The organism is Hoyosella levis, assembly GCF_026008515.1.
GTDB classification, from domain to species: Bacteria; Actinomycetota; Actinomycetes; order Mycobacteriales; family Mycobacteriaceae; genus Lolliginicoccus; species Lolliginicoccus levis.
Map to the genome: position 1 here is coordinate 251,349 of NZ_BQYM01000003.1, position 18,297 is coordinate 269,645.

Below are 18,297 nucleotides of genomic sequence, written 5' to 3' on the forward strand. Positions count from 1 at the left end.
TGCGACTCTGTAGGGCGTGCGATACGAACGGTTGGGCGCGGGCAATCCTGCGGCGGAGGTGCTGCGCGCCCTGGCCCGTGGGGCGCGAACGCGGGGGCTCGACCCGCCCGCGGCCCTGACAGGCGACTGGTTCGGCTCCCGCGCGATCATCGCGCCATCCTTGGTTACCACTGCGCCCGCCGAGGATACGCAGCCGTTCGGGGCAGATGCTGGGCAGCTCGATCCGCCAGCGGGCGCCCCGGCTGGGTTCTTCGGCGGCGGCTGGTTCGGCTACCTCTCCTACCCCGACGACACGGTGGACGGTCGCACGGGACCGCTGCCCCGCATGGCCTCCGGCTACACGCCGATGGTCCTCCGCCTCGACGCGGACGAATGCTGGTGGTTCGAGTCGCTCACCGATGCCTCCTGTCCCGGCTGGGCACGCGATGCCGTCCTCGGGGCCACCCCAGCGGCCGCGGAGTGGTCCTGCGAGTGGAGCCCGCCAGATCGGGCGGCACACCAGCGGGGAGTGGAGTCCTGCCTCGAGGCGATCCGCGACGGCGAGGTCTACCAGGCGTGCGTATGCGGGTTCTTCCAGGGCAGCTTCAAGGGCGATCCCGTGGATTTCTTCGCCGATGGCATCGCCACCACCCGTCCCGCGCGGGCGGCCTTCCTCTCCGGCCACTGGGGCGCGGTGGCATCGCTGTCGCCGGAGCTGTTCCTCGCCCGGCACGGTGGCATCGTCGAATCCAGCCCCATCAAGGGCACCCTGCCCATCACTGCCGACCCCCGGCTGCTGCGCGGATCCGTCAAGGATGTGGCGGAGAACGTGATGATCGTCGATCTCGTGCGCAATGATCTCGGTCGGCTTGCCAGTCCCGGCTCGGTGACGGTCACCGAGCTGCTGCGCATCCATCCCGCGCCCGGGGTGTGGCACCTGGTTTCCACTGTGCGCGCGGGCATAGACCCCGCGATACCGGTCTCGGAGCTGCTGGGGGCGACGTTCCCGCCCGCCTCGGTGACCGGCACGCCCAAGCTGCGCGCTCGTCGCTTCCTCCAGTCCTGGGAGCCCGAGCCGCGCGGGGTGTATTGCGGCACCATCGGCGCCCGCTCCCCCGTCGCTGGTCTCGAGCTGAACGTCGCGATCCGCACTGTCGAGCTCGGGCCCGCGACCGGTACCGCGCGCGCCTGCCGCCTCGGTGTGGGCGGGGGCATCACCATCGACTCCCGCGCGGACACCGAATGGCACGAGTGCCTGGCCAAGGCGGCGACCATCGTGGGGCTCCGCTCGCGCGGCTAGCCTCGCCCTGCCTCGCGAGTGTGCGCCCCTGCCCCGCGAGTGTGCGAAAAACGACAGGTTTCGCGCTCCGAGCTGACGTTCTTCGCACTATCGCGGTACCGGTGGGGCGAAAGTGGCGCACGGGACGAGAGGGGCGCGCCTCGCCAGCCGGGCACCTACTCGTCGCGGCGCTTGAGGTACTCCTGGTAGAGGTCGCGCTTGGACACCCCGGCGCGCTCGGCGATGACGGCGCACGCTTCTTTCAGCCGGCTGCCCGCCTCGACGAGCCGCTCGACGTCGCGCACGTGGTCGACGGCTTCCTCGGTTGTGGTGGCTGCTCCTTCGAGGACGACGGTGATCTCGCCTCGCACGTTTCCGGTGGCCCATTCGGCGAGCTCGGCGAGGGTGCCGCGGACGACTTCCTCGTAGGTCTTGGTCAGCTCGCGGCAGATGGCGGCACGGCGCGCGCCCCCGAGGACAGCCACCGCGTCGGCGAGTGAGTCAGCGAGCCGGTGGGGTGCTTCGAAGAAGACGCAGGCGCGGGCCTCGTGGCGGAGGGTCTCGAAATAGGCGCGGCGTGGTCCGGGCTTGCGGGGCGGGAAGCCGTCGAAGCAGAACCTGTCCACGGGCAGGCCCGAGAGGGCCAGCGCGGTGGTGACGGCGGACGGGCCGGGCAGGCACGTGACGCGCAGGTCGTGCTCGGCGCAGGCGGCGACGAGGCGGAAGCCGGGGTCGCTGACCGAGGGCATGCCGGCGTCGGTGATGAGCAGGACGATGGCGCCGTCAGTGATGTCCCGGACGAGTTGCTCGATGCGGCTGTGCTCGTTGTGGTCGTAGAAGCTGAGGATGCGCCCGGTGATGGTGACGCCGAGCGAGCTGGCAAGCTGCCGGGCCCGGCGGGTGTCCTCGGCCGCGATGATGCCTGCGGTGCCGAGGGCCTCGATGAGGCGGGGCGAGGCGTCGCGCACGTCGCCGAGGGGGGTTGCCGCGAGCACCAACTGACCTGTCATGGTGGTACAGCCTACGATCGTGGGGTGACGGTTCTCGAACTCGCGCGTCGATCCGGGGTGCGCCGGACCCAGCGCGATGGTTCCCCCGCGCATGCGGGGCCGCTGACGCAGCCAGGGCCCGTCCGGCCTGAGCAGGTTGATTCGCCGGGAGTGGTGGATCCGGTCGAGGTGCCGATGCCGACTGATCGGTTGCGCGGCTGGATGGTGACGCTGTTCCTGGCGGTGCTTGCGGCGATCACGCGGTTCGCGCGGCTGGGGGTTCCTACCGACGGTGGCATGCCGGTCTTCGACGAGAAGCACTATGTGACGCAGGCCTGGCAGATGCTGCAGGGCGGCTGGGTGGAGGAGAACCCGGCGTATGGGCTGGTGGTGCATCCTCCGCTGGGCAAGCAGCTGATCGCGCTCGGCGAGGCGATGCTGGGCTATTCGGCCGCGGGGTGGCGGTTCTCGGCGGCGATGGCCGGGGTGGTGCTGGTGGTGCTGGTGACGCGCATCGCGCGGCGGCTGGCTCGGTCCACGCTGGTGGGGGCGATCGCGGGGCTGCTGGTGCTGGCGGACGGATTGACGTTCGTGACGTCGCGGATGGGCATGCTCGACATCTTCCTGGTCGTGCTGGTGGTGGCGGCGTTCGGCTGTCTGATGGTGGATCGTGATGAGGTCCGCTCCCGGTTCTCGCGCGCGTACGAGGAGGGCCGCGCAGGAGTGTCGGCGCTGGGTCCGCGCCTGGGGGTGCGGTGGTGGCGGTTCGCGGCCGGGGTGCTGCTGGGGCTCGCGGTGGCGACGAAGTGGTCGGGGCTGTACTTCATCGCGTTCTTCGGAGTGATGAGCGTGGCGCTGGATCTCGCGGCCCGCTACAGGTACCGGGTGCGGCGACCGGTGCGGGGAACGCTGGCACGGGACATGGCACCGGCATTGTGGGCGCTGCTCATCGTGCCAATCGGTGTCTACCTCGGCAGCTACTGGGCGTGGTTCGCGAGCGAGACCGGCGTGGACCGGCATGCTGTCGGCCAGGATGTGGGAACGGGCGGGGCGTGGTCGTTCCTGCCCGATGCCGTGCGCTCGTTATGGCACAACCATGCGAACATCCTGGCGTTCCATTCGGGGCTGACGAACTCGGCGGGGCACGTGCATCCGTGGGAGTCGAAGCCGTGGACCTGGCCGATGGGCCTGCGTCCGATGCTCTACTACTTCGTCGACGGCGACGAGGTCTCGGGCTGCGGCGCGAGCTCGTGCGTGCGCGCGGTGATGCTCGTGGGCACCCCGGCACTGTGGTGGGTGGCGCTACCGGTGATCGCATGGTCGGTGTGGCGGATCGTCGCGCATCGCGATAGTCGGCACGCGCTGGTGCTCACGGGGTACCTGGCGGGCTTCCTCCCGTGGTTCGTGAACCTTGATCGGCAGATGTACTACTTCTATGCGGCTCCGATGGCGCCTTTCCTGGTGATGCTGGTGGCGCTGGCGCTGGGCGATCTGCTGAGCGCGTCGCGACGGTCGGACGAACGGCGCATGCTGGCCCGGTTGGTGGTGTGCTGCTACCTGGCCCTGGTGATCGTGAACTTCGCGTGGTTGTATCCGATCCTCGCGGCCGTGCCGATCACCGAGGAGTTCTGGCAGTGGCAGTTGTGGCTGCCGAGCTGGCGGTGATCCCTCGCGGCGGACTGTGCTGCCGCTGCCGCGGCGGTTGGGATTGCCGCTCCCGCAGGGTCGTTGCGATTCGGGCTTGTCGGCCCCTGGTGGTAGACAAGGTGTCGACAATTGCCGGGATTCTCCGAACGACAATGCAAAGGGTGGGTGGATGAAGCGCGCAGACCTCGCGTTCGCCGTGGACAAGAAGCTCCGTGGCGTGGTGAGCACCAAGGTGCGGATCGCGATCGTGCTTCTGGTGATCGTGGGCCTCGGAGTGCTGGTGGTGGTGACGGGGTCCCAGGAGGGCTCCGACGATTACACGGCATCCATCCCGGAGGGCTTCGACCGCTCTGACGTGACCTGGCACAGCCCGGGCACGCCGGCGACGGACGCGGAGATCGCGCGGTGGGAGGCGGCCCGGGCAGCGCTCGAGGAGCTACGCGTGCGCGGACGGGCCCCACAGACGGGGTATGACCGGGAAGAATTCGGCCCCTCATGGACGGATGATGTGGATGTCGCGTTCGGCGGCAATGGCTGCGATACCCGCAATGACATCCTGATCCGGGACTTCCTCGAGGTGACGTTCCGTCCTGGCGAGGAAGGCTGCGTCGTGGGCGAGGGCACGATCCTCGACCCCTTCACGCTGGAGACGATCGAGTTCGTGCGCGGCCCCGAAACCTCCGGCGAGGTGCAGGTCGACCACCTCGTCGCCCTGTCCGACGCGTGGCAGAAGGGCGCGCAGCAACTGTCGGAGCGCGAGCGGCGGAACTTCGCGAACGATCCGCGGAACCTGCTGGCCGTGGCGGGCTGGGCGAACCAGCAGAAGAGCGATAGCGATGCGTCGGGCTGGTTGCCCCCGAATCGTTCCTACCGGTGCACCTACGTGTCGCAGCAGATCGAGGTGAAGACCATCTACCAGCTCTGGGTCACCGCCGCCGAGCGGGATGCCATGCTCGACGTGTTCGACACCTGTTTGGACTAGCACCCGCCCGGTGCGCGTGATTGGCCGCCGCGTCGGCCCGCCGCGCGTGACTTGCGGCAGCGCCCGCCCGGCGAGCAAAAGCACCGGAAACCGCCAAACGCGATAGAAACTGACCCGGGATCTCGGTCGTTTCTATCGCGTTTGCGGTCGTGTTCAACTCGGCGCGAGGTCGCCGGCAACGGAGACCTCGGCCAGGAACGTCAGGCGCGGGTGCGCAGGCCTGGGATGAAGGCGTCCACGCTGATTCGTCCCGCTCCGATGGCGGCGATCATGAGCGAGCTGACGCCGAGCGCGAGGACGAGCTCGTAGCCGCCGTCAGTGACGAAGATGCCGTTCTCGACATGGACGAGGAAGAAGGCGCCGGTCATGTTGGCAAAGAGCAGGAGCCCCACCACGGGCGTGAGCGCGCCGATGATCAGTGCGATGCCACCGCCGAGCTCGAGGTAGGTGACGAGGTAGGCGGTGATCTCGGGCAACGGCGCGTTGATCGAGGTGAAGTATTGCTGCACCCCCTCGATGGTTGTCTCGTTGAGCTTCTGCCAGCCGTGGGCGGCGAAGACGATGCCGATGCCGATGCGGGCGATGAGTACGGCGATATCGCGGTGCCATCCGTGTGCCATGGTTTCCTCCTATGTGGTTCGTGCGCGGGGTGAGCGGGTGCCCAGCGGATTCGCGCCTAGCGGGCCCAGCGAGAGCACCATAGCGATATTATAGTTGATCACACAACTAAATCCGGGTGAAAGGCTGGTTTCGGCCACCATGCCGCCGCCACGCTGCCATCACGCCAACGCGGGACCCGATCTGCTAGTCGTCCGCTGCTCCGCGCTATAGCCTGGTCTACCAGCAAGGAAATCCCGGGGAGGCCGAATGGACCTAGTGTTATGGATTCCTTCCGCGATCCTTGCCGCAGCGTTTCTCCTGAGCGGCGTCACCAAGACCTCCACGCTCTACGCGGCCTACCGCGCCAGGCCACACGCGGCCTGGGCCAGCGACTTCTCGCCCAAAGCGGTCCGCGCCATTGGCATTCTCGAGATCCTCGGCGCGCTCGGGCTCGTGCTGCCCCAGGCAACCGGCATATACCCTTTGATAACCCCGCTCGCAGCGGCCGGTCTCGCGGCGCTTCTCGCGCTCGCCTGCCTCGTGCTGCATCGCCGCGGCGAGCTAGCCCCCGTGCTCCCCTATGTCGGTACCTTGCTTGTCCTTGCGATCATCGTGGCGATCGGCCGGCTGCTCATGCACGCGTGATCCCTCGGGGCCCCGCAGCGCCGCCTCCACGAGGAACCGGATCTCTACCGCCCCATACCCGAGCCCCGTGAGCTGAGCAACGAAATCGGTTGCCGCGGATTCCGCGCGCCCGCGCACCGGGTCCGCGCCGGGAGCGACGAATGTACCGAGCCTGCCGCGCGTCTCGATCAAGCCCTTGGCCTCGAGCTCCCGATAGGCGCGCGCTACTGTGTTCGGCGAGATCCGCAGCTCGCCAGCGAGTGCCCGCACGGTCGGCAGCTTGGTCCCCGCGATCAAATTGCCCTCGCGCACGGCATCGACAACGCCGCACACGATCTGCTCATACGGCGGCATGGCCGAGCCGCCATCAATCGAGACCAGCATCCACACGTACCTCGCTCTCCCGGACCACGCGCCGGGCACACACCAGTATCACGCGAGTGCCCCGCTATTGGTGGCGAGACAGCGACAATTTCCCAATGCCCGATGTCACGGTCGATTCCGCCGCGCACACGGGGATGCTGGCGCACTTCGCGCCGATCGAGCGGCACCCGCCGCGCACGGTGCGAGGCAGCAGGCTCGCGAGGCCAGCGGCGACGGTCCGCGGGATACTGTAGGCAGCAGCTTGCCCGGCGCGCAGTGGCATCGAATCGCGGTGCTAGCACCACCGCGATGGCCTGCGCTAGCCTGCGAGATGATCACTGGCGACTCGGAGCATTGAGGTTCACATGGCACACGCGGATGACACCGCAGATCCACGGCCCGATCAGACAGCTCGTAGCCAGGCCCGGGGGGTCGTCTCGGACCGGTGGGTAGTCAGCAACGACGGCGTGCGCCTGGCCACCTACTCCTATGGCGACCCGGCCAAGCCCACGGTGCTCTGCGTGCATGGCTTTCCCGATGATCATCGCATGTGGGAACCGGTGATCGAGCAGCTCGCCGAGAGCTATCACCTCGTGGCATTCGACATGCGCGGCGCGGGCAAGTCCGACCGTCCCGGCTCGATCCGCGACTACACGATCTCGCAGCTCGCGGACGATATCGCCTCGGTGGCCAGGACCCTCGCGCTCAACGGTCGCGTGCATCTGCTCGCGCACAACTGGGGCGGCGCGGGCGCCTGGGACCTTGCGCTGCATCCCGTCGATGGCATCGAGCTGCTCTCGCTCACGACGATCGGCACTGCCTCGCCGGACTACTACTCGGCGTGGGTGCGGGATCAGCTCCGCCTGGACTGGCAGCACCTGCGCGACCTGGTGCGGTTGTGGCCCACCAACACCTATATGACGATGCTGCAGGTGCCGGTGCTGGCCCCCGCGCTGTTCCGGATCGGGCTCGGCGATGCCGCGATGAGCCTGGTCAAGTGGCGCTTCGAGAAGGGCGAGCGGCCGCGTGGCTACGGAACCGGCCTCGCCGCCCGCAACCGGGACGGCCTGCGCATCTACACCGCGAACATCTACAGCCAGCTGTTCGGCCGCAAGCCGGACCGCGTGACCGGCGAGCCCCGCAAGCCTGTTCCGTCGCTGGTGATCGTGCCTGAGAACGACAAGCTGTTCCCGCCCGTGGCGCAGTCCGGCGCGGCCGAGTGGGCACTGGATTGCCGGATCCGGTTCGTCGAGGGCGGCCACTGGCTGCCGCTCTACCAGCCCGAGCTCGTGGCCAGCATGACTACGCGGTTCGTGGAGGAGATCGAGGACCGGTATCGCGGCGCGTCCGGGAACAGCGCCCCGTGAGCATCCCGAACCTGCTGGATCTCGGTGCGCACGCCGCATCGCTCGGCCTGCCCGGCCGTCCGGGCCAGGTTTTCCGGTCGGCCCAGTTGGGTGCTCATCATGGCGATGCGCTCGCCGGGCTCGGGGTGCGCGCAGTGGTGGACCTGCGCACCGCGAGCGAGCGAGGCTCCATGCCCAGCTCAGTGCCTGATGACGTCGCGATCACCGTCGCTGACGTGTTCGCGCACATGCAGCGCTCGACGGCGGCCCGGTTCGCGCAGGCCCTGCACGATCCCGAGCATGCCGCGGAGTTCCTTGCTAGCGGCAGCGCGGAGAAGGAGGTTGCGTCGGCGTACCGGCTGTTCATCACCGATGACGGTGCGCGCGCGGCCTTCCGCGACACCTTGCTAGCAGTGGCGCGGTCGAGCGGCCCCCTGCTGTTCCATTGCACCGCGGGCAAGGACCGCACCGGGTGGGCCGCGACGCTGCTGCTCGCCATCGCCGGGCTCGATCGTGATCAGTTGCTCGAGCACTACTTGTCGGTGATCCCCGCCACCGATGCGCTGTTCGCTCCCATCTACGAGGCCGCGGGCCATCATGGCATTGCCCGCGAATGGCTGTATCCGGTGCTCAGGGTGCAGCCCTCGTTCCTCGAGACCGCGTGGGCGACGCTTGACGAGTCGTATGGGGATCTGCCGACCTATTTCTCGCGTGGCCTTGGCCTCGATCCAGCGGATATTGACCTGATCCGGGGCAAGCTGCTCGACCCGCGCTAGCCAGCGCGGAAGTGTGACAGGCTAAAGGCGACCAACTGAGGAATGTGATTCCCGAGGAGGAACCGTGTCAGCTGACAGACCCCGTGCTGGTACCGGCTCGCCGGGCACCAGCTCATCGCCGTCCGGGGGCAGCGTTGGCGCCGCCTGGGCGTCGCTGCTCAAGCCAGTCTTCATTCCAGCGTCCTTGATCATCTTCGGCCTGGTGGCGTTCGCCGCGATCTTCGGCAGCACCGCCAGCGATGCCTTCGGCACCCTCAACACGTGGATCTCCGACGGCGTGGGCTGGTGGTACATCCTTGTCGCCACCGGATTCGTCGTGTTCTCCCTGTATTGCGCGTTCTCCCGCATCGGCGAGATCCGGCTGGGCCGCGACGACGAGGAGCCCGAGTTCGGCCTGCTCTCCTGGTTCGCGATGCTGTTCAGCGCGGGCATGGGCATCGGGTTGCTGTTCTACAGCGTCGCCGAGCCGCTCATGCACTACGTGGCCCCGCCCGAGGCAGGGCGCATTGCCGGTTCCACCGATGCCGCCGCAAACCAGGCCTTGCAGATCACCATGTTCCACTGGGGCCTGCACGCCTGGTCGATCTATGTCGTGGTGGGCCTCGGGCTGGCCTACATGACGTTCCGCAAGGGACGGCCGCTGTCGGTCCGGTGGCTGCTCGAGCCAATGCTGGGCCGCAAGCGGGTCGAGGGATTCATCGGTCATGCCATCGACGCTGTGGCGATCGTGGGAACGCTGTTCGGTGTCGCCACGTCGCTGGGCTTCGGCGTCCAGCAGATCATGGCGGGGCTCGAGTTCCTCGGCTGGATCGAGGCATCGAACTGGTGGGTCGTGGGCCTGATCACCTTGATCACCCTGATCGCCACGATGTCGGTGGTCACTGGCGTTCACAAGGGCCTCAAGTGGCTATCGAACATCAACATGACTCTCGCGGCGCTGCTCGCGCTGTTCGTGCTACTGGCCGGGCCGACATTGTTCCTGCTGCAATCGTGGGTCCAGAACATCGGTGGCTACGTGCAGGCGCTGCCCGAGCTGATGCTGCGCACCGCCCCGTTCGCCGACGATGGCTGGGCCGCGGGATGGACCATCTTCTACTGGGGCTGGTGGATCAGCTGGGCGCCCTTCGTGGGCATGTTCATCGCGCGCATCTCCCGCGGCCGTACTATTCGCGAGTTCATCGCAGGCGTGCTGCTCGCCCCGACGCTCGTCAGCTCGCTGTGGTTCACGATCTTTGGTGATTCCGCGATACTGCGGCAGCGCGAGGTCGGCGACCTGGCTGAAGATGGTGAGGTGGTGATTGATACCGCGCTGTTTGCCTATCTCGGCACGCTGCCGCTAGGGATCATCACCAGTATTCTCGCGATCATGGTGGTCGTGTTCTTCTTCGTCACCTCGTCGGACTCCGGCTCGCTGGTGATCGATATCCTGGCCAATGGTGGAGACGTGGAGACGAGCAGGATCAGCCGGGTCTACTGGGCGTTCCTGGAAGGCATCGCGGCAGCCGTGCTACTGATCATCGGTGGCAGTGGTTCCCTCGTGGCCCTGCAGACGGCCTCGATCGCCACGGCCGTGCCCTTCTCGATCGTGCTGGTGCTCGCGTGCTTCTCGCTGCTCAAGGCGTTCCACTACGACGTGGCCCGAACCCCGCGCTATGTGCGGGTGGTTCCCGTGGGCGAGCCGTCCGGAGAGAGCGAAGCTGGCATCGCGCTGCCACAGGCCGTACCAGCGCCCACCCCCAAGCACGAGCCGCACAAGCGGTGGCGCGGCGCGCGGGGCATCTCCTCGACGTTCGCGGGCCTTGAGTCCTGGACGCCCACCGAAAAGACCCCCGAGCATCCAGGGCTCCTGGTTTCGGTGCATTCGGTGTCGAGCAGCGATCTCGTCACGGATCCCCGGACTGGCAACCTCGAGGTCTCCTCCGAGGCGGCGACCGAGGATCCGCTCGGCGGCGAGGTGTTCGATACCCCCGAGTTCGAGGCCTCCCACGAGGGTTCGAAGCTCGCGCAGAATGGCGGCAATAGCGAGGCAAGCGAGGAAAGCGGCGCCACCGGCGACCGCTGACCCGGGCCTTCCGCAAAGGGTGACGTGGCGTTAGCCACGTCACCCTTTCTGTTCGTTGGAATGCTTTCCGGTAGTCCGTGCCGGTATCGTTACATTCCTCACCGAATCCTAAGAAAAAGACGCCGGGCTGACGCATGCCCGATTCACGGACAGCCCGATTCACGGACGGAGGCAGTGTGACAGAACACACTCCTAGCTCTTCCACCACCTACGCGCCCCCGCTCATGGCAACCCCCAAGCCGGACACCTCGGTCATGGGTGCCTTGCGCTCGCCGCAGCGGCTCAAGACGGAGATCCTCGCGGGCCTCGTCGTCGCGCTCGCCCTGATCCCCGAGGCCATCGCCTTCTCCATCATCCTCGGCGTGGATCCCCAGGTCGGCTTGTTCGCCTCGTTCACCATGGCCGTGGTGATCGCGTTCACCGGTGGCCGCCCCGCGATGATCACAGCGGCCACGGGCGCGATCGCGCTGGTGCTAGCGCCTGTCGTCCGTGACTATGGGCTCGACTACCTGTTCGCCACCGTGATCCTCGGTGGCATCATCCAGATCGCGCTCAGCCTGTTCGGCGTCGCGCGGCTCATGCGGTTCATCCCCCGCAGCGTCATGATCGGCTTCGTCAACGCGCTCGCGATCCTGATCTTCATGTCGCAGATCCCCCACCTCGTTGGTGTTCCCGCGCTGGTGTACCCCATGGTGATCGTCGGCCTTCTCATCATGTTCCTGCTGCCACGGATCACCATGGCTGTGCCCGCGCCGCTCGTCGCGATCGTCATCCTCACCGCCGTCGCCGTGTTCTTCGCCTGGAACGTGCCTGATGTGGGCGACGAGGGCGAGCTGCCCTCGACCATTCCGCTGTTCTTCATCCCCGACGTGCCGTTCACCTTCGAGACGTTGCAGATCATCGCCCCGTACGCGCTCGCCATGGCCCTCGTCGGCCTCATCGAGTCGCTGCTGACCGCGAAGATCGTCGACGACATCACCGATACGCATTCGAACAAGACCCGCGAGGGCTGGGGCCAGGGCAGCGCCAACTTCGTCACCGGCTTCTTCGGCGGCATGGGCGGCTGCGCCATGATCGGCCAGACCATCATCAACGTCAAGGTCTCCGGCGCGCGCACTCGCATCTCCACGCTCCTGGCCGGCGTGTTCCTGCTCGCGCTGATCCTGGGTCTCGGCGAGCTCGTGGGCATGATCCCCATGGCCGCGCTCGTCGCCGTGATGATCATGGTCTCCTACAGCACGATGGACTGGCACTCGGTCGCCCCGGCCACGTTGCGGCGCATGCCCCCGGCGGAGACCTCGGTCATGGTCGTGACGGTGGCGGTCACGGTCCTTACCCACAACCTGGCCTACGGCGTGATCGCCGGCATCCTCACCGCGATGGTGATGTTCACCCGCCGCGTCGCGCACTTCGTCACCGTGGAGAAGGTCACCGAGACCGATACGACGCACGACGGCCACATCGATACCCGCGTGTACCGGGTCTCGGGCGAGCTGTTCTTCGCCTCCAGCAATGACCTCGTGTACCAGTTCGACTACTCCGGCGATCCGGAGCACGTCGTCATCGATCTGAGCGACTCGCACATCTGGGATGCCTCCACCGTCGCCGCTCTCGACGCGATCACCAACAAGTATCACCAGCGTGGAAAGAAGGTGCGGATCATCGGTCTCAACGAGGCCTCGCAGCAGCGCCATGACAAGCTCAGTGGCCAGCTCGGAGCCGGGCACTAGCGCCGGCAGCATCGCGACAGAAGCACAGCCGAGGGATCGTTCCTTCGGCCGTGCTTCGTGTTCGGGGAACTGCGGTAGCGGCTGTTGCGACCCAGGTCACTCCCGGGCCGGGTAGCTGCTGAACTCACGCGATCCCGCACATTCTTGAGTGATTCCAGTAACGATCGCCGTGTGGTTCAGCTATTCGCATGTGTATATGTGACACACTGCGTGTCACTGCCACAGCAACGAGCGAGGCGACCACACATGAAAGCGATCTACTTCGACCACTACGGCGGACCCGAGGTACTCCGCTACGGGGATCTCCCCGACCCCAGGCCACGGCCCCACGAGGTGCTTGTCGATGTCCACGCCGCAGCGGTGAACCCTCGTGACTGGATGCTGCGCGAAGGACGCTACTTCGCGCGCCACCTCGTCCGCGGCCGCCCCATCATCCCCGGCAGTGACATCTCCGGCGTCGTCCACTCCACAGGTGACGACGTCACGCGCTTCAAGCCCGGCGATGCTGTCGTCGGCATGCAATCCACTCTTGGCAACATGGGCGGCTACGCCGAGCGCATAGCCATCCACGAGGACTGCCTCGCCCCCAAGCCTTCCTCGGTCAGCCACATCGGCGCCGCCGCCATCCCCACAGCCGGGCTCACTGCCTGGCAGGCGCTCCACGACATCGGCGGCCTCACAAAGGGTGACCGCGTCGCGATCATCGGCGCCACCGGAGGAGTAGGGCACTATGCCACCCAGCTCGCCCGCGAGGCCCGCGCCCACGTCACCGCGATCTGCGGCGGCGCGAACGCCGAGTTCGCCAAGGACCTTGGGGCGCATCGAGTCCTCGACTACCGCAGCACCGACTACCGCGCCGCCGTCACTGACTGCGCCATCGTCCTCGACGTGTTCGGCCACGAGAGCCTCGCCAGCTGCGCGCGCATGCTCGCGCCCGGCGGCACCTACATCACTACCGTCCCCACCGTCCGCAACTCCGCGGACTGGGCGCGCGCCTCCCTGGCGCGACGCATCAGCAGCGAGCCCGTGCAACGCAGCGCGACCGTCCTGGTCAAGCCACGCAGCGAGCAGCTCGCTGCCATCCTCGACCTCATGGAGGAAGGCACCATCCGGTCCTCCATCGAGTACCTTTATCCCCTCGCCGACGCGGCCGAGGCGCACAAGCGATCCCGCGGCCTCCACACCCGCGGCAAGATCGTCCTGCAGGTGCGCTAGGGCATCGCTGCGGGGCCGGGCCCGGCATTGTTGTCAGTGGCGCGGGGCATGATGGTGGGGTGACGGCGATCGATCGGTTCTCGGTGGCGACGCGGGAATGGTTCGCGTCCTCCTTCGGCGCGCCCACCGCCGCGCAGGACGGCGCCTGGGATGCCATCAGCGCGGGCGATCACACGCTCGTCGTCGCACCGACGGGGTCCGGCAAGACGCTAGCGGCGTTCCTGTGGTCGCTGGACCGGCTGGCGTCCACTCCGAACGACGCACCGGGCGTGCGGGTGCTCTACATCTCGCCCTTGAAGGCGCTGGCCGTGGATGTGGAGCGCAATCTCCGCGCGCCCCTCGCTGGGATCGCCCACACCGCCCGCGGACTAGGCATGCCGGTGCCGGAGGTGCGGGCCGGAGTGCGCACCGGCGATACGCCGCAGCGCGAGCGCGCCGCCATGCTCCGCCACCCCCCGGGCATCCTCATCACCACTCCCGAGTCGCTGTTCCTCATGCTGACCTCGCAAGCACGGGAGATCCTGCGCACCGTCGATACCGTCATCATCGACGAGATCCACTCGATCGCGGGCTCCAAGCGCGGCGCGCACCTCGCGGTGTCCCTCGAGCGCCTCGAGCTGCTCCGCGCCGGCGATCCCCAGGCAGCCGAGGCACAGCGCATCGGGCTATCCGCGACCGTGCGCCCGCACGACGAGGTCGCCCGCTACCTCGCCGGGGCGCGCCCCGTCACCGTTGTAGCGCCCCCCACTCCGAAGCGGTTCGACCTCACTGTCGCGGTCCCGGTCGAGGACATGGCGAACATCCCGGCCGTCCCAAGCGAAACCGACACCGACGCGCGCAACCTGTCCGCGAGCTCGCTGTGGCCGCACGTCGAGGAGCAGATCACCGACCTCGTGCTCGAGCACCGCTCCACGATCGTGTTTGCCAATTCCCGGCGCCTCGCCGAGCGCCTCACCGCTCGGCTCAACGAGATCTACAGCGAGCGCAATGGCTACGAGCTGCCCGAGTCCCCGCCCCGCTCCCCCACCGAATACATCGCCCAGGGCGGCGCTGCCATCGAGGCGCCCCTCGTGCTGGCCCGCTCCCACCACGGATCGGTCAGCAAGGAGCAGCGCGCGCTCATCGAGGACGACCTGAAGTCCGGCCGCTTGCGCTGCGTCGTCGCCACCAGCAGCCTCGAGCTCGGCATTGACATGGGCGCGGTGGATCTTGTGCTGCAGGTCGAGGCGCCCCCGTCCGTGGCGAGCGGCCTCCAGCGCGTCGGCCGGGCCGGGCACCAGGTCGGCGAGGTCTCGCGCGGCGTCCTGTTCCCCAAGCACCGCGCGGACCTGCTGCATTGCGCGATCACCGTCGAGCGGATGCGCGCGGGCAATATCGAGGCGCTGCGCGTGCCGTCCAACCCGCTCGACGTGCTCGCCCAGCAAACCGTGGCGGCCTGCGCCCTCGACGAGCTGCACGTGGAGGAGTGGTATGCCACCGTGCGCCGGGCCGGGCCCTACACCGCGCTCCCGCGCAGCCTGTTCGACGCCACCCTCGACCTGCTCGCCGGCAAGTACCCGTCAGATCAGTTCGCCGAGCTGCGGCCGCGCATCATCTGGGACCGCGACGCCGGCACCCTCACCGGCCGTCCAGGAGCGCAGCGCCTCGCCGTGACCTCGGGCGGCACCATCCCTGACCGGGGCAGCTTCGCGGTGATGATGGTCGGCGAGAAGCACACCCGCGTCGGCGAGCTCGACGAGGAGATGGTGTACGAGTCCCGCGTCGGCGACGTGTTCGCGCTCGGCGCCACGAGCTGGCGCATCGAGGACATCACCCACGATCGCGTCCTCGTCAGCCCCGCCCCCGGCCAGTTCGGCCGCCTGCCCTTCTGGATCGGCGACAGCATCGGGCGGCCCGCCGAGCTCGGCGAGGCCCTTGGCGCGTTCCTCCACGAGATCGCCGAGGAACCGCAGCAAGCCCGCGAGCGCCTCCACGCCGCTGGCCTCGACACCAACGCCACGAGCAATGCGATCGCCTTCATCACCGAGCAGCTCGACGCCACCGGCATCGTGCCATCGGGCAATACCCTGCTGCTCGAGCGGTTCCGAGACGAGCTCGGCGACTGGCGGCTCATCCTCCACAGCCCCTACGGCCTGCCGGTGCACGCGCCCTGGGCGCTCGCCATCAACGCCCGCATCCAGGAGCTCTACGGCATCGACGGCGCCACCGTCACCACCGACGACGCCATCATCGTCCGGCTCCCCGACACCGGCAGCGAACCACCCGGCGCCGACATCTTCGTCCTCGACCCCTCCGACATCGAGGACACCGTCACCCGCGAGACCACCACCTCCGCGCTGTTCGCCGCCCGGTTCCGCGAATGCGCCGCTCGAGCCCTGCTGCTGCCCCGCCGCGACCCGGGCAAGCGCTCCCCCTTGTGGATGCAGCGGCAACGCTCCGCCCAGCTTCTCGACATCGCCCGCGCGCACCCCGATTTCCCCATCGTTCTCGAAGCGCTGCGCGAATGCCTCCAGGATGTCTATGACCTGCCCGGGCTCGTGCGCATCCTCACGAGCATCGAGCGGCGCCGCATCCGTCTCGTCGAGGCCGACACCTCAACGCCTTCGCCGTTCGCTGTCTCCGCACTGTTCGGCTACACCGGCGCGTTCATCTACGAGGGCGACGCTCCGCTTGCCGAGCGCAAGGCCGCGGCACTCTCCCTCGACACCTCCCTGCTCGCCGAGCTGCTCGGGCGCCTCGAGATGCGCGACCTCCTCGACCCCGACATCATCAGCGAGCACGAGAATGCCCTGCAACGGCTCTCCCGCAAGGCCGACAATGCCGAGCAGCTTGCCGACCTCATCCGCTCCCTCGGCCCTCTCACCACCGGCGAGATCATCGAGCGATGCAGCGCTGACCCCACCGGCTGGCTCGGTGAGCTCGCCGACGCGCGCCGCATCATCGACGTGGGATTTTCCGGAGCGCGCTGGTGGATCGCCATTGAGGACGCGGGCCGTATCCGCGACGCGTTCGGAGCGCCCCTGCCCCAAGGCATCCCCGCCACCTTCCTCGAGCCCACGCCCACCGCGCTCGAGGACCTCGTCGCCCGCTACGCACGCGCGCATGGACCCTTCACCGCCGGCGACATCGCCGATCGGTACCACGTGCCCGCGTCCATCATCACCACCGTGCTGCGCGGCCTCGCCGCCCAGAAGCGCGTCACCGAGGGCGAGTTCCGGCCCACGAGCAGCAACGACGCGCTGCAGCAGGCTCATCGGGGCACCACCGAATGGTGCGATCTCGGCGTCCTCACCGTGCTGCGGCGCCGCTCCCTCGCCCGCGTGCGCGACACGATCCAGCCCGTCAGCACTCAAGCCCTCGCCCGGTTCCTGCCCGCCTGGCACCACGTCGGCCGCCGCGCGCTGCGCGGCACCGATGGCGTGCTCACTGCTATCGAGCAGCTCGCGGGCCTACCGGTGCCTGCCTCGGCCCTCGAGACCCACATCCTGCCCAGCCGCGTCCGTGACTACTCCCCCGCCCAGCTCGACGAGCTCACCAGCGCCGGGGAGGTCCTCTGGTCGGGTGCTGGGACGATCTCGGCCCGCGACGGCTGGATCGCCCTTCACCTCGCCGACACCGCGCACCTCACCCTCCCCCCGCCGGGCGAGCCCGAGCTCAGCAACATCGCCCAGCAACTGCGCGCCACCCTTGCCCACGGCGGCGGCTACTTCTTCCGGCAGCTCGCCGAGCAGCTCACTACTCCTGCGCCCGCTACCGACGAGGCCCTCATCGCCGCGCTCTGGGAACTCGTCTGGGCAGGGCAGGCCAACAACGACACGCTCGCCCCCGTCCGCGCGCTGCTCACCAGCGGCCGCGGTGGTAGCGCCCACCGCGCGCCCTCGGCAGCCCGCGCGCGCACCCACCGCGCCGGTCGGCCGCCCCGCTTGCCCCGCGGCTCGCTGAGCAGGGCATCGCTCACCACTCGCAGCAGCCCGCCCACCGTAGCGGGCCGCTGGTCCCTTGTCCCCGACGCCGAGACCGACCACACGCTGCGCAGCCACGGTCTCGCCGAGCAGCTCCTCGAGCGCTACGGCATCGTCACCCGCACCGTCCTCGCCGCGGAGCGAGCCCCCGCTGGGACACCCGGGTTCGGCGACCTCTACAAGGTGCTGGCCAGCCTCGAGGACCGCGGCCTGTGCCGACGGGGATACTTCGTTGATGGCCTCGGCGCCACCCAGTTCGCCACCACGGCTGTCGTCGACGAGCTGCGCTCCCACGAGCACCGCGACGAGCCTGACGCCCCGAGGCCCGATACCCCAGGGCATGACTCCCCGGGCCGCGAGCGCACCGCTATCGCCCTCGCCGCCATCGACCCCGCCAATGCCTATGGTGCCGCCCTGCCCTGGCCCGATCCCCCCGTCCCCGGGCACCGCGCGGGACGCAAGGCCGGGGCACTCGTCGTCCTCGTCGGTGGCGACCTGGCCCTCTACCTCGAGCGTGGCGGCAAGACCATGCTGGCCTTCACCGACGCCACTGCCGATCTCGACGCGGCCGCGCGGGCCCTCGCCTCGTCCGCTCCCGCCACCTTGCACATCGAGACCATCAACGGCGAGCCCGCCACCACCGCGACGAGCAGCCACGATCCAGCCATAGCGCGGGCCGGGCAGGCCCTCGCCGAGAACGGGTTCGCCGCCGTGCCGCGCGGCTTCAGGCTGAGGCGCTAGCG

At 68.6% G+C, this 18,297-nt stretch carries 14 protein-coding genes; 11 read left to right on the top strand and 3 right to left on the bottom strand.

Annotation, left to right across the window (positions count from 1 at the left end):
• Positions 1–16: 16 nt before the first annotated feature.
• Positions 17–1,279 carry an aminodeoxychorismate synthase component I gene (locus QC765_RS05185; RefSeq protein ID WP_278313352.1) on the top strand — a complete coding sequence of 421 codons (1,263 nt, stop codon included), beginning with the start codon at positions 17–19 and terminating at the stop codon, positions 1,277–1,279.
• Positions 1,280–1,434: 155 nt separating this feature from the next.
• On the opposite strand, the gene rsmI is transcribed toward QC765_RS05185, so the two are convergent.
• Positions 1,435–2,268: a 16S rRNA (cytidine(1402)-2'-O)-methyltransferase gene (gene rsmI / locus QC765_RS05190; RefSeq protein WP_278313353.1), complete on the bottom strand. Its 834-nt coding sequence runs from the start codon at positions 2,266–2,268 to the stop codon at positions 1,435–1,437.
• A 174-nt stretch (positions 2,269–2,442) separates the two neighbouring features.
• Here rsmI and QC765_RS05195 point away from each other — a divergent pair, with 174 nt between their 5' ends.
• Both QC765_RS05195 and QC765_RS05200 read left to right on the top strand, forming a co-directional pair.
• Entirely contained in the window at positions 2,443–3,912 is a 1,470-nt protein-coding gene (locus QC765_RS05195) for a dolichyl-phosphate-mannose--protein mannosyltransferase (RefSeq protein ID WP_278313402.1), read from the top strand.
• Between the two features lie 151 nt (positions 3,913–4,063).
• Positions 4,064–4,876 (top strand): HNH endonuclease family protein, encoded by an 813-nt coding sequence (locus tag QC765_RS05200; RefSeq protein WP_278313354.1) that lies wholly within the window; start codon positions 4,064–4,066, stop codon positions 4,874–4,876.
• 200 nt (positions 4,877–5,076) lie between these two features.
• Here QC765_RS05200 and QC765_RS05205 read toward each other — a convergent pair whose 3' ends face one another.
• On the bottom strand, positions 5,077–5,496 hold the full coding sequence (locus QC765_RS05205; RefSeq protein WP_278313355.1) for a DoxX family protein: 420 nt from the start codon (positions 5,494–5,496) through the stop codon (positions 5,077–5,079).
• Positions 5,497–5,743: 247 nt separating this feature from the next.
• Here QC765_RS05205 and QC765_RS05210 point away from each other — a divergent pair, with 247 nt between their 5' ends.
• On the top strand, positions 5,744–6,121 hold the full coding sequence (locus tag QC765_RS05210; RefSeq protein WP_278313356.1) for a DoxX family protein: 378 nt from the start codon (positions 5,744–5,746) through the stop codon (positions 6,119–6,121).
• On the opposite strand, the gene QC765_RS05215 is transcribed toward QC765_RS05210, so the two are convergent.
• Positions 6,038–6,484, bottom strand: coding sequence for a GntR family transcriptional regulator (locus QC765_RS05215; RefSeq protein ID WP_309297291.1), 447 nt, complete (start codon positions 6,482–6,484; stop codon positions 6,038–6,040). The genes QC765_RS05210 and QC765_RS05215 overlap by 84 nt on opposite strands.
• Positions 6,485–6,579: 95 nt before the next feature.
• On the opposite strand from QC765_RS05215, the gene QC765_RS05220 reads away from it, so the two are divergent.
• The 7 genes from QC765_RS05220 (at position 6,580) to QC765_RS05250 (ending at position 18,295) form a co-directional block, all read left to right on the top strand.
• Complete coding sequence (locus QC765_RS05220) at positions 6,580–6,717, top strand: hypothetical protein (protein ID WP_278313357.1); 138 nt, start codon at positions 6,580–6,582, stop codon at positions 6,715–6,717.
• A gap of 111 nt (positions 6,718–6,828) precedes the next feature.
• Entirely contained in the window at positions 6,829–7,830 is a 1,002-nt protein-coding gene (locus QC765_RS05225) for an alpha/beta fold hydrolase (protein WP_278313358.1), read from the top strand.
• Positions 7,827–8,585: a tyrosine-protein phosphatase gene (locus QC765_RS05230; RefSeq protein ID WP_278313359.1), complete on the top strand. Its 759-nt coding sequence runs from the start codon at positions 7,827–7,829 to the stop codon at positions 8,583–8,585. The genes QC765_RS05225 and QC765_RS05230 overlap by 4 nt, the downstream gene beginning before the upstream one ends.
• A gap of 154 nt (positions 8,586–8,739) precedes the next feature.
• A complete protein-coding gene (locus QC765_RS05235) occupies positions 8,740–10,647 on the top strand; it encodes a BCCT family transporter (protein WP_278313403.1) in 1,908 nt (635 codons plus the stop codon).
• A 224-nt stretch (positions 10,648–10,871) separates the two neighbouring features.
• Positions 10,872–12,377 (top strand): SulP family inorganic anion transporter, encoded by a 1,506-nt coding sequence (locus tag QC765_RS05240; RefSeq protein WP_278313360.1) that lies wholly within the window; start codon positions 10,872–10,874, stop codon positions 12,375–12,377.
• Between the two features lie 246 nt (positions 12,378–12,623).
• Entirely contained in the window at positions 12,624–13,592 is a 969-nt protein-coding gene (locus tag QC765_RS05245) for an NADP-dependent oxidoreductase (protein WP_278313361.1), read from the top strand.
• 59 nt (positions 13,593–13,651) lie between these two features.
• Positions 13,652–18,295, top strand: a complete 4,644-nt coding sequence (locus QC765_RS05250) for an ATP-dependent helicase (protein ID WP_278313362.1) — start codon at positions 13,652–13,654, stop codon at positions 18,293–18,295.
• The last annotated feature ends 2 nt before the right edge of the window (positions 18,296–18,297 follow it).

What these genes read in the sequence shown, in the direction of transcription:
- rsmI (WP_278313353.1), bottom strand. Translation starts at nt 2,268, where the DNA reads ATGACAGGTCAGTTGGTGCTCGCGGCAACCCCCCTCGGCGACGTGCGC.
- QC765_RS05195 (WP_278313402.1), top strand. Translation starts at nt 2,443, where the DNA reads ATGCCGACTGATCGGTTGCGCGGCTGGATGGTGACGCTGTTCCTGGCG.
- QC765_RS05200 (WP_278313354.1), top strand. Translation starts at nt 4,064, where the DNA reads ATGAAGCGCGCAGACCTCGCGTTCGCCGTGGACAAGAAGCTCCGTGGC.
- QC765_RS05205 (WP_278313355.1), bottom strand. Translation starts at nt 5,496, where the DNA reads ATGGCACACGGATGGCACCGCGATATCGCCGTACTCATCGCCCGCATC.
- QC765_RS05210 (WP_278313356.1), top strand. Translation starts at nt 5,744, where the DNA reads ATGGACCTAGTGTTATGGATTCCTTCCGCGATCCTTGCCGCAGCGTTT.
- QC765_RS05215 (WP_309297291.1), bottom strand. Translation starts at nt 6,484, where the DNA reads ATGCTGGTCTCGATTGATGGCGGCTCGGCCATGCCGCCGTATGAGCAG.
- QC765_RS05220 (WP_278313357.1), top strand. Translation starts at nt 6,580, where the DNA reads ATGCCCGATGTCACGGTCGATTCCGCCGCGCACACGGGGATGCTGGCG.
- QC765_RS05225 (WP_278313358.1), top strand. Translation starts at nt 6,829, where the DNA reads ATGGCACACGCGGATGACACCGCAGATCCACGGCCCGATCAGACAGCT.
- QC765_RS05240 (WP_278313360.1), top strand. Translation starts at nt 10,872, where the DNA reads ATGGCAACCCCCAAGCCGGACACCTCGGTCATGGGTGCCTTGCGCTCG.
- QC765_RS05245 (WP_278313361.1), top strand. Translation starts at nt 12,624, where the DNA reads ATGAAAGCGATCTACTTCGACCACTACGGCGGACCCGAGGTACTCCGC.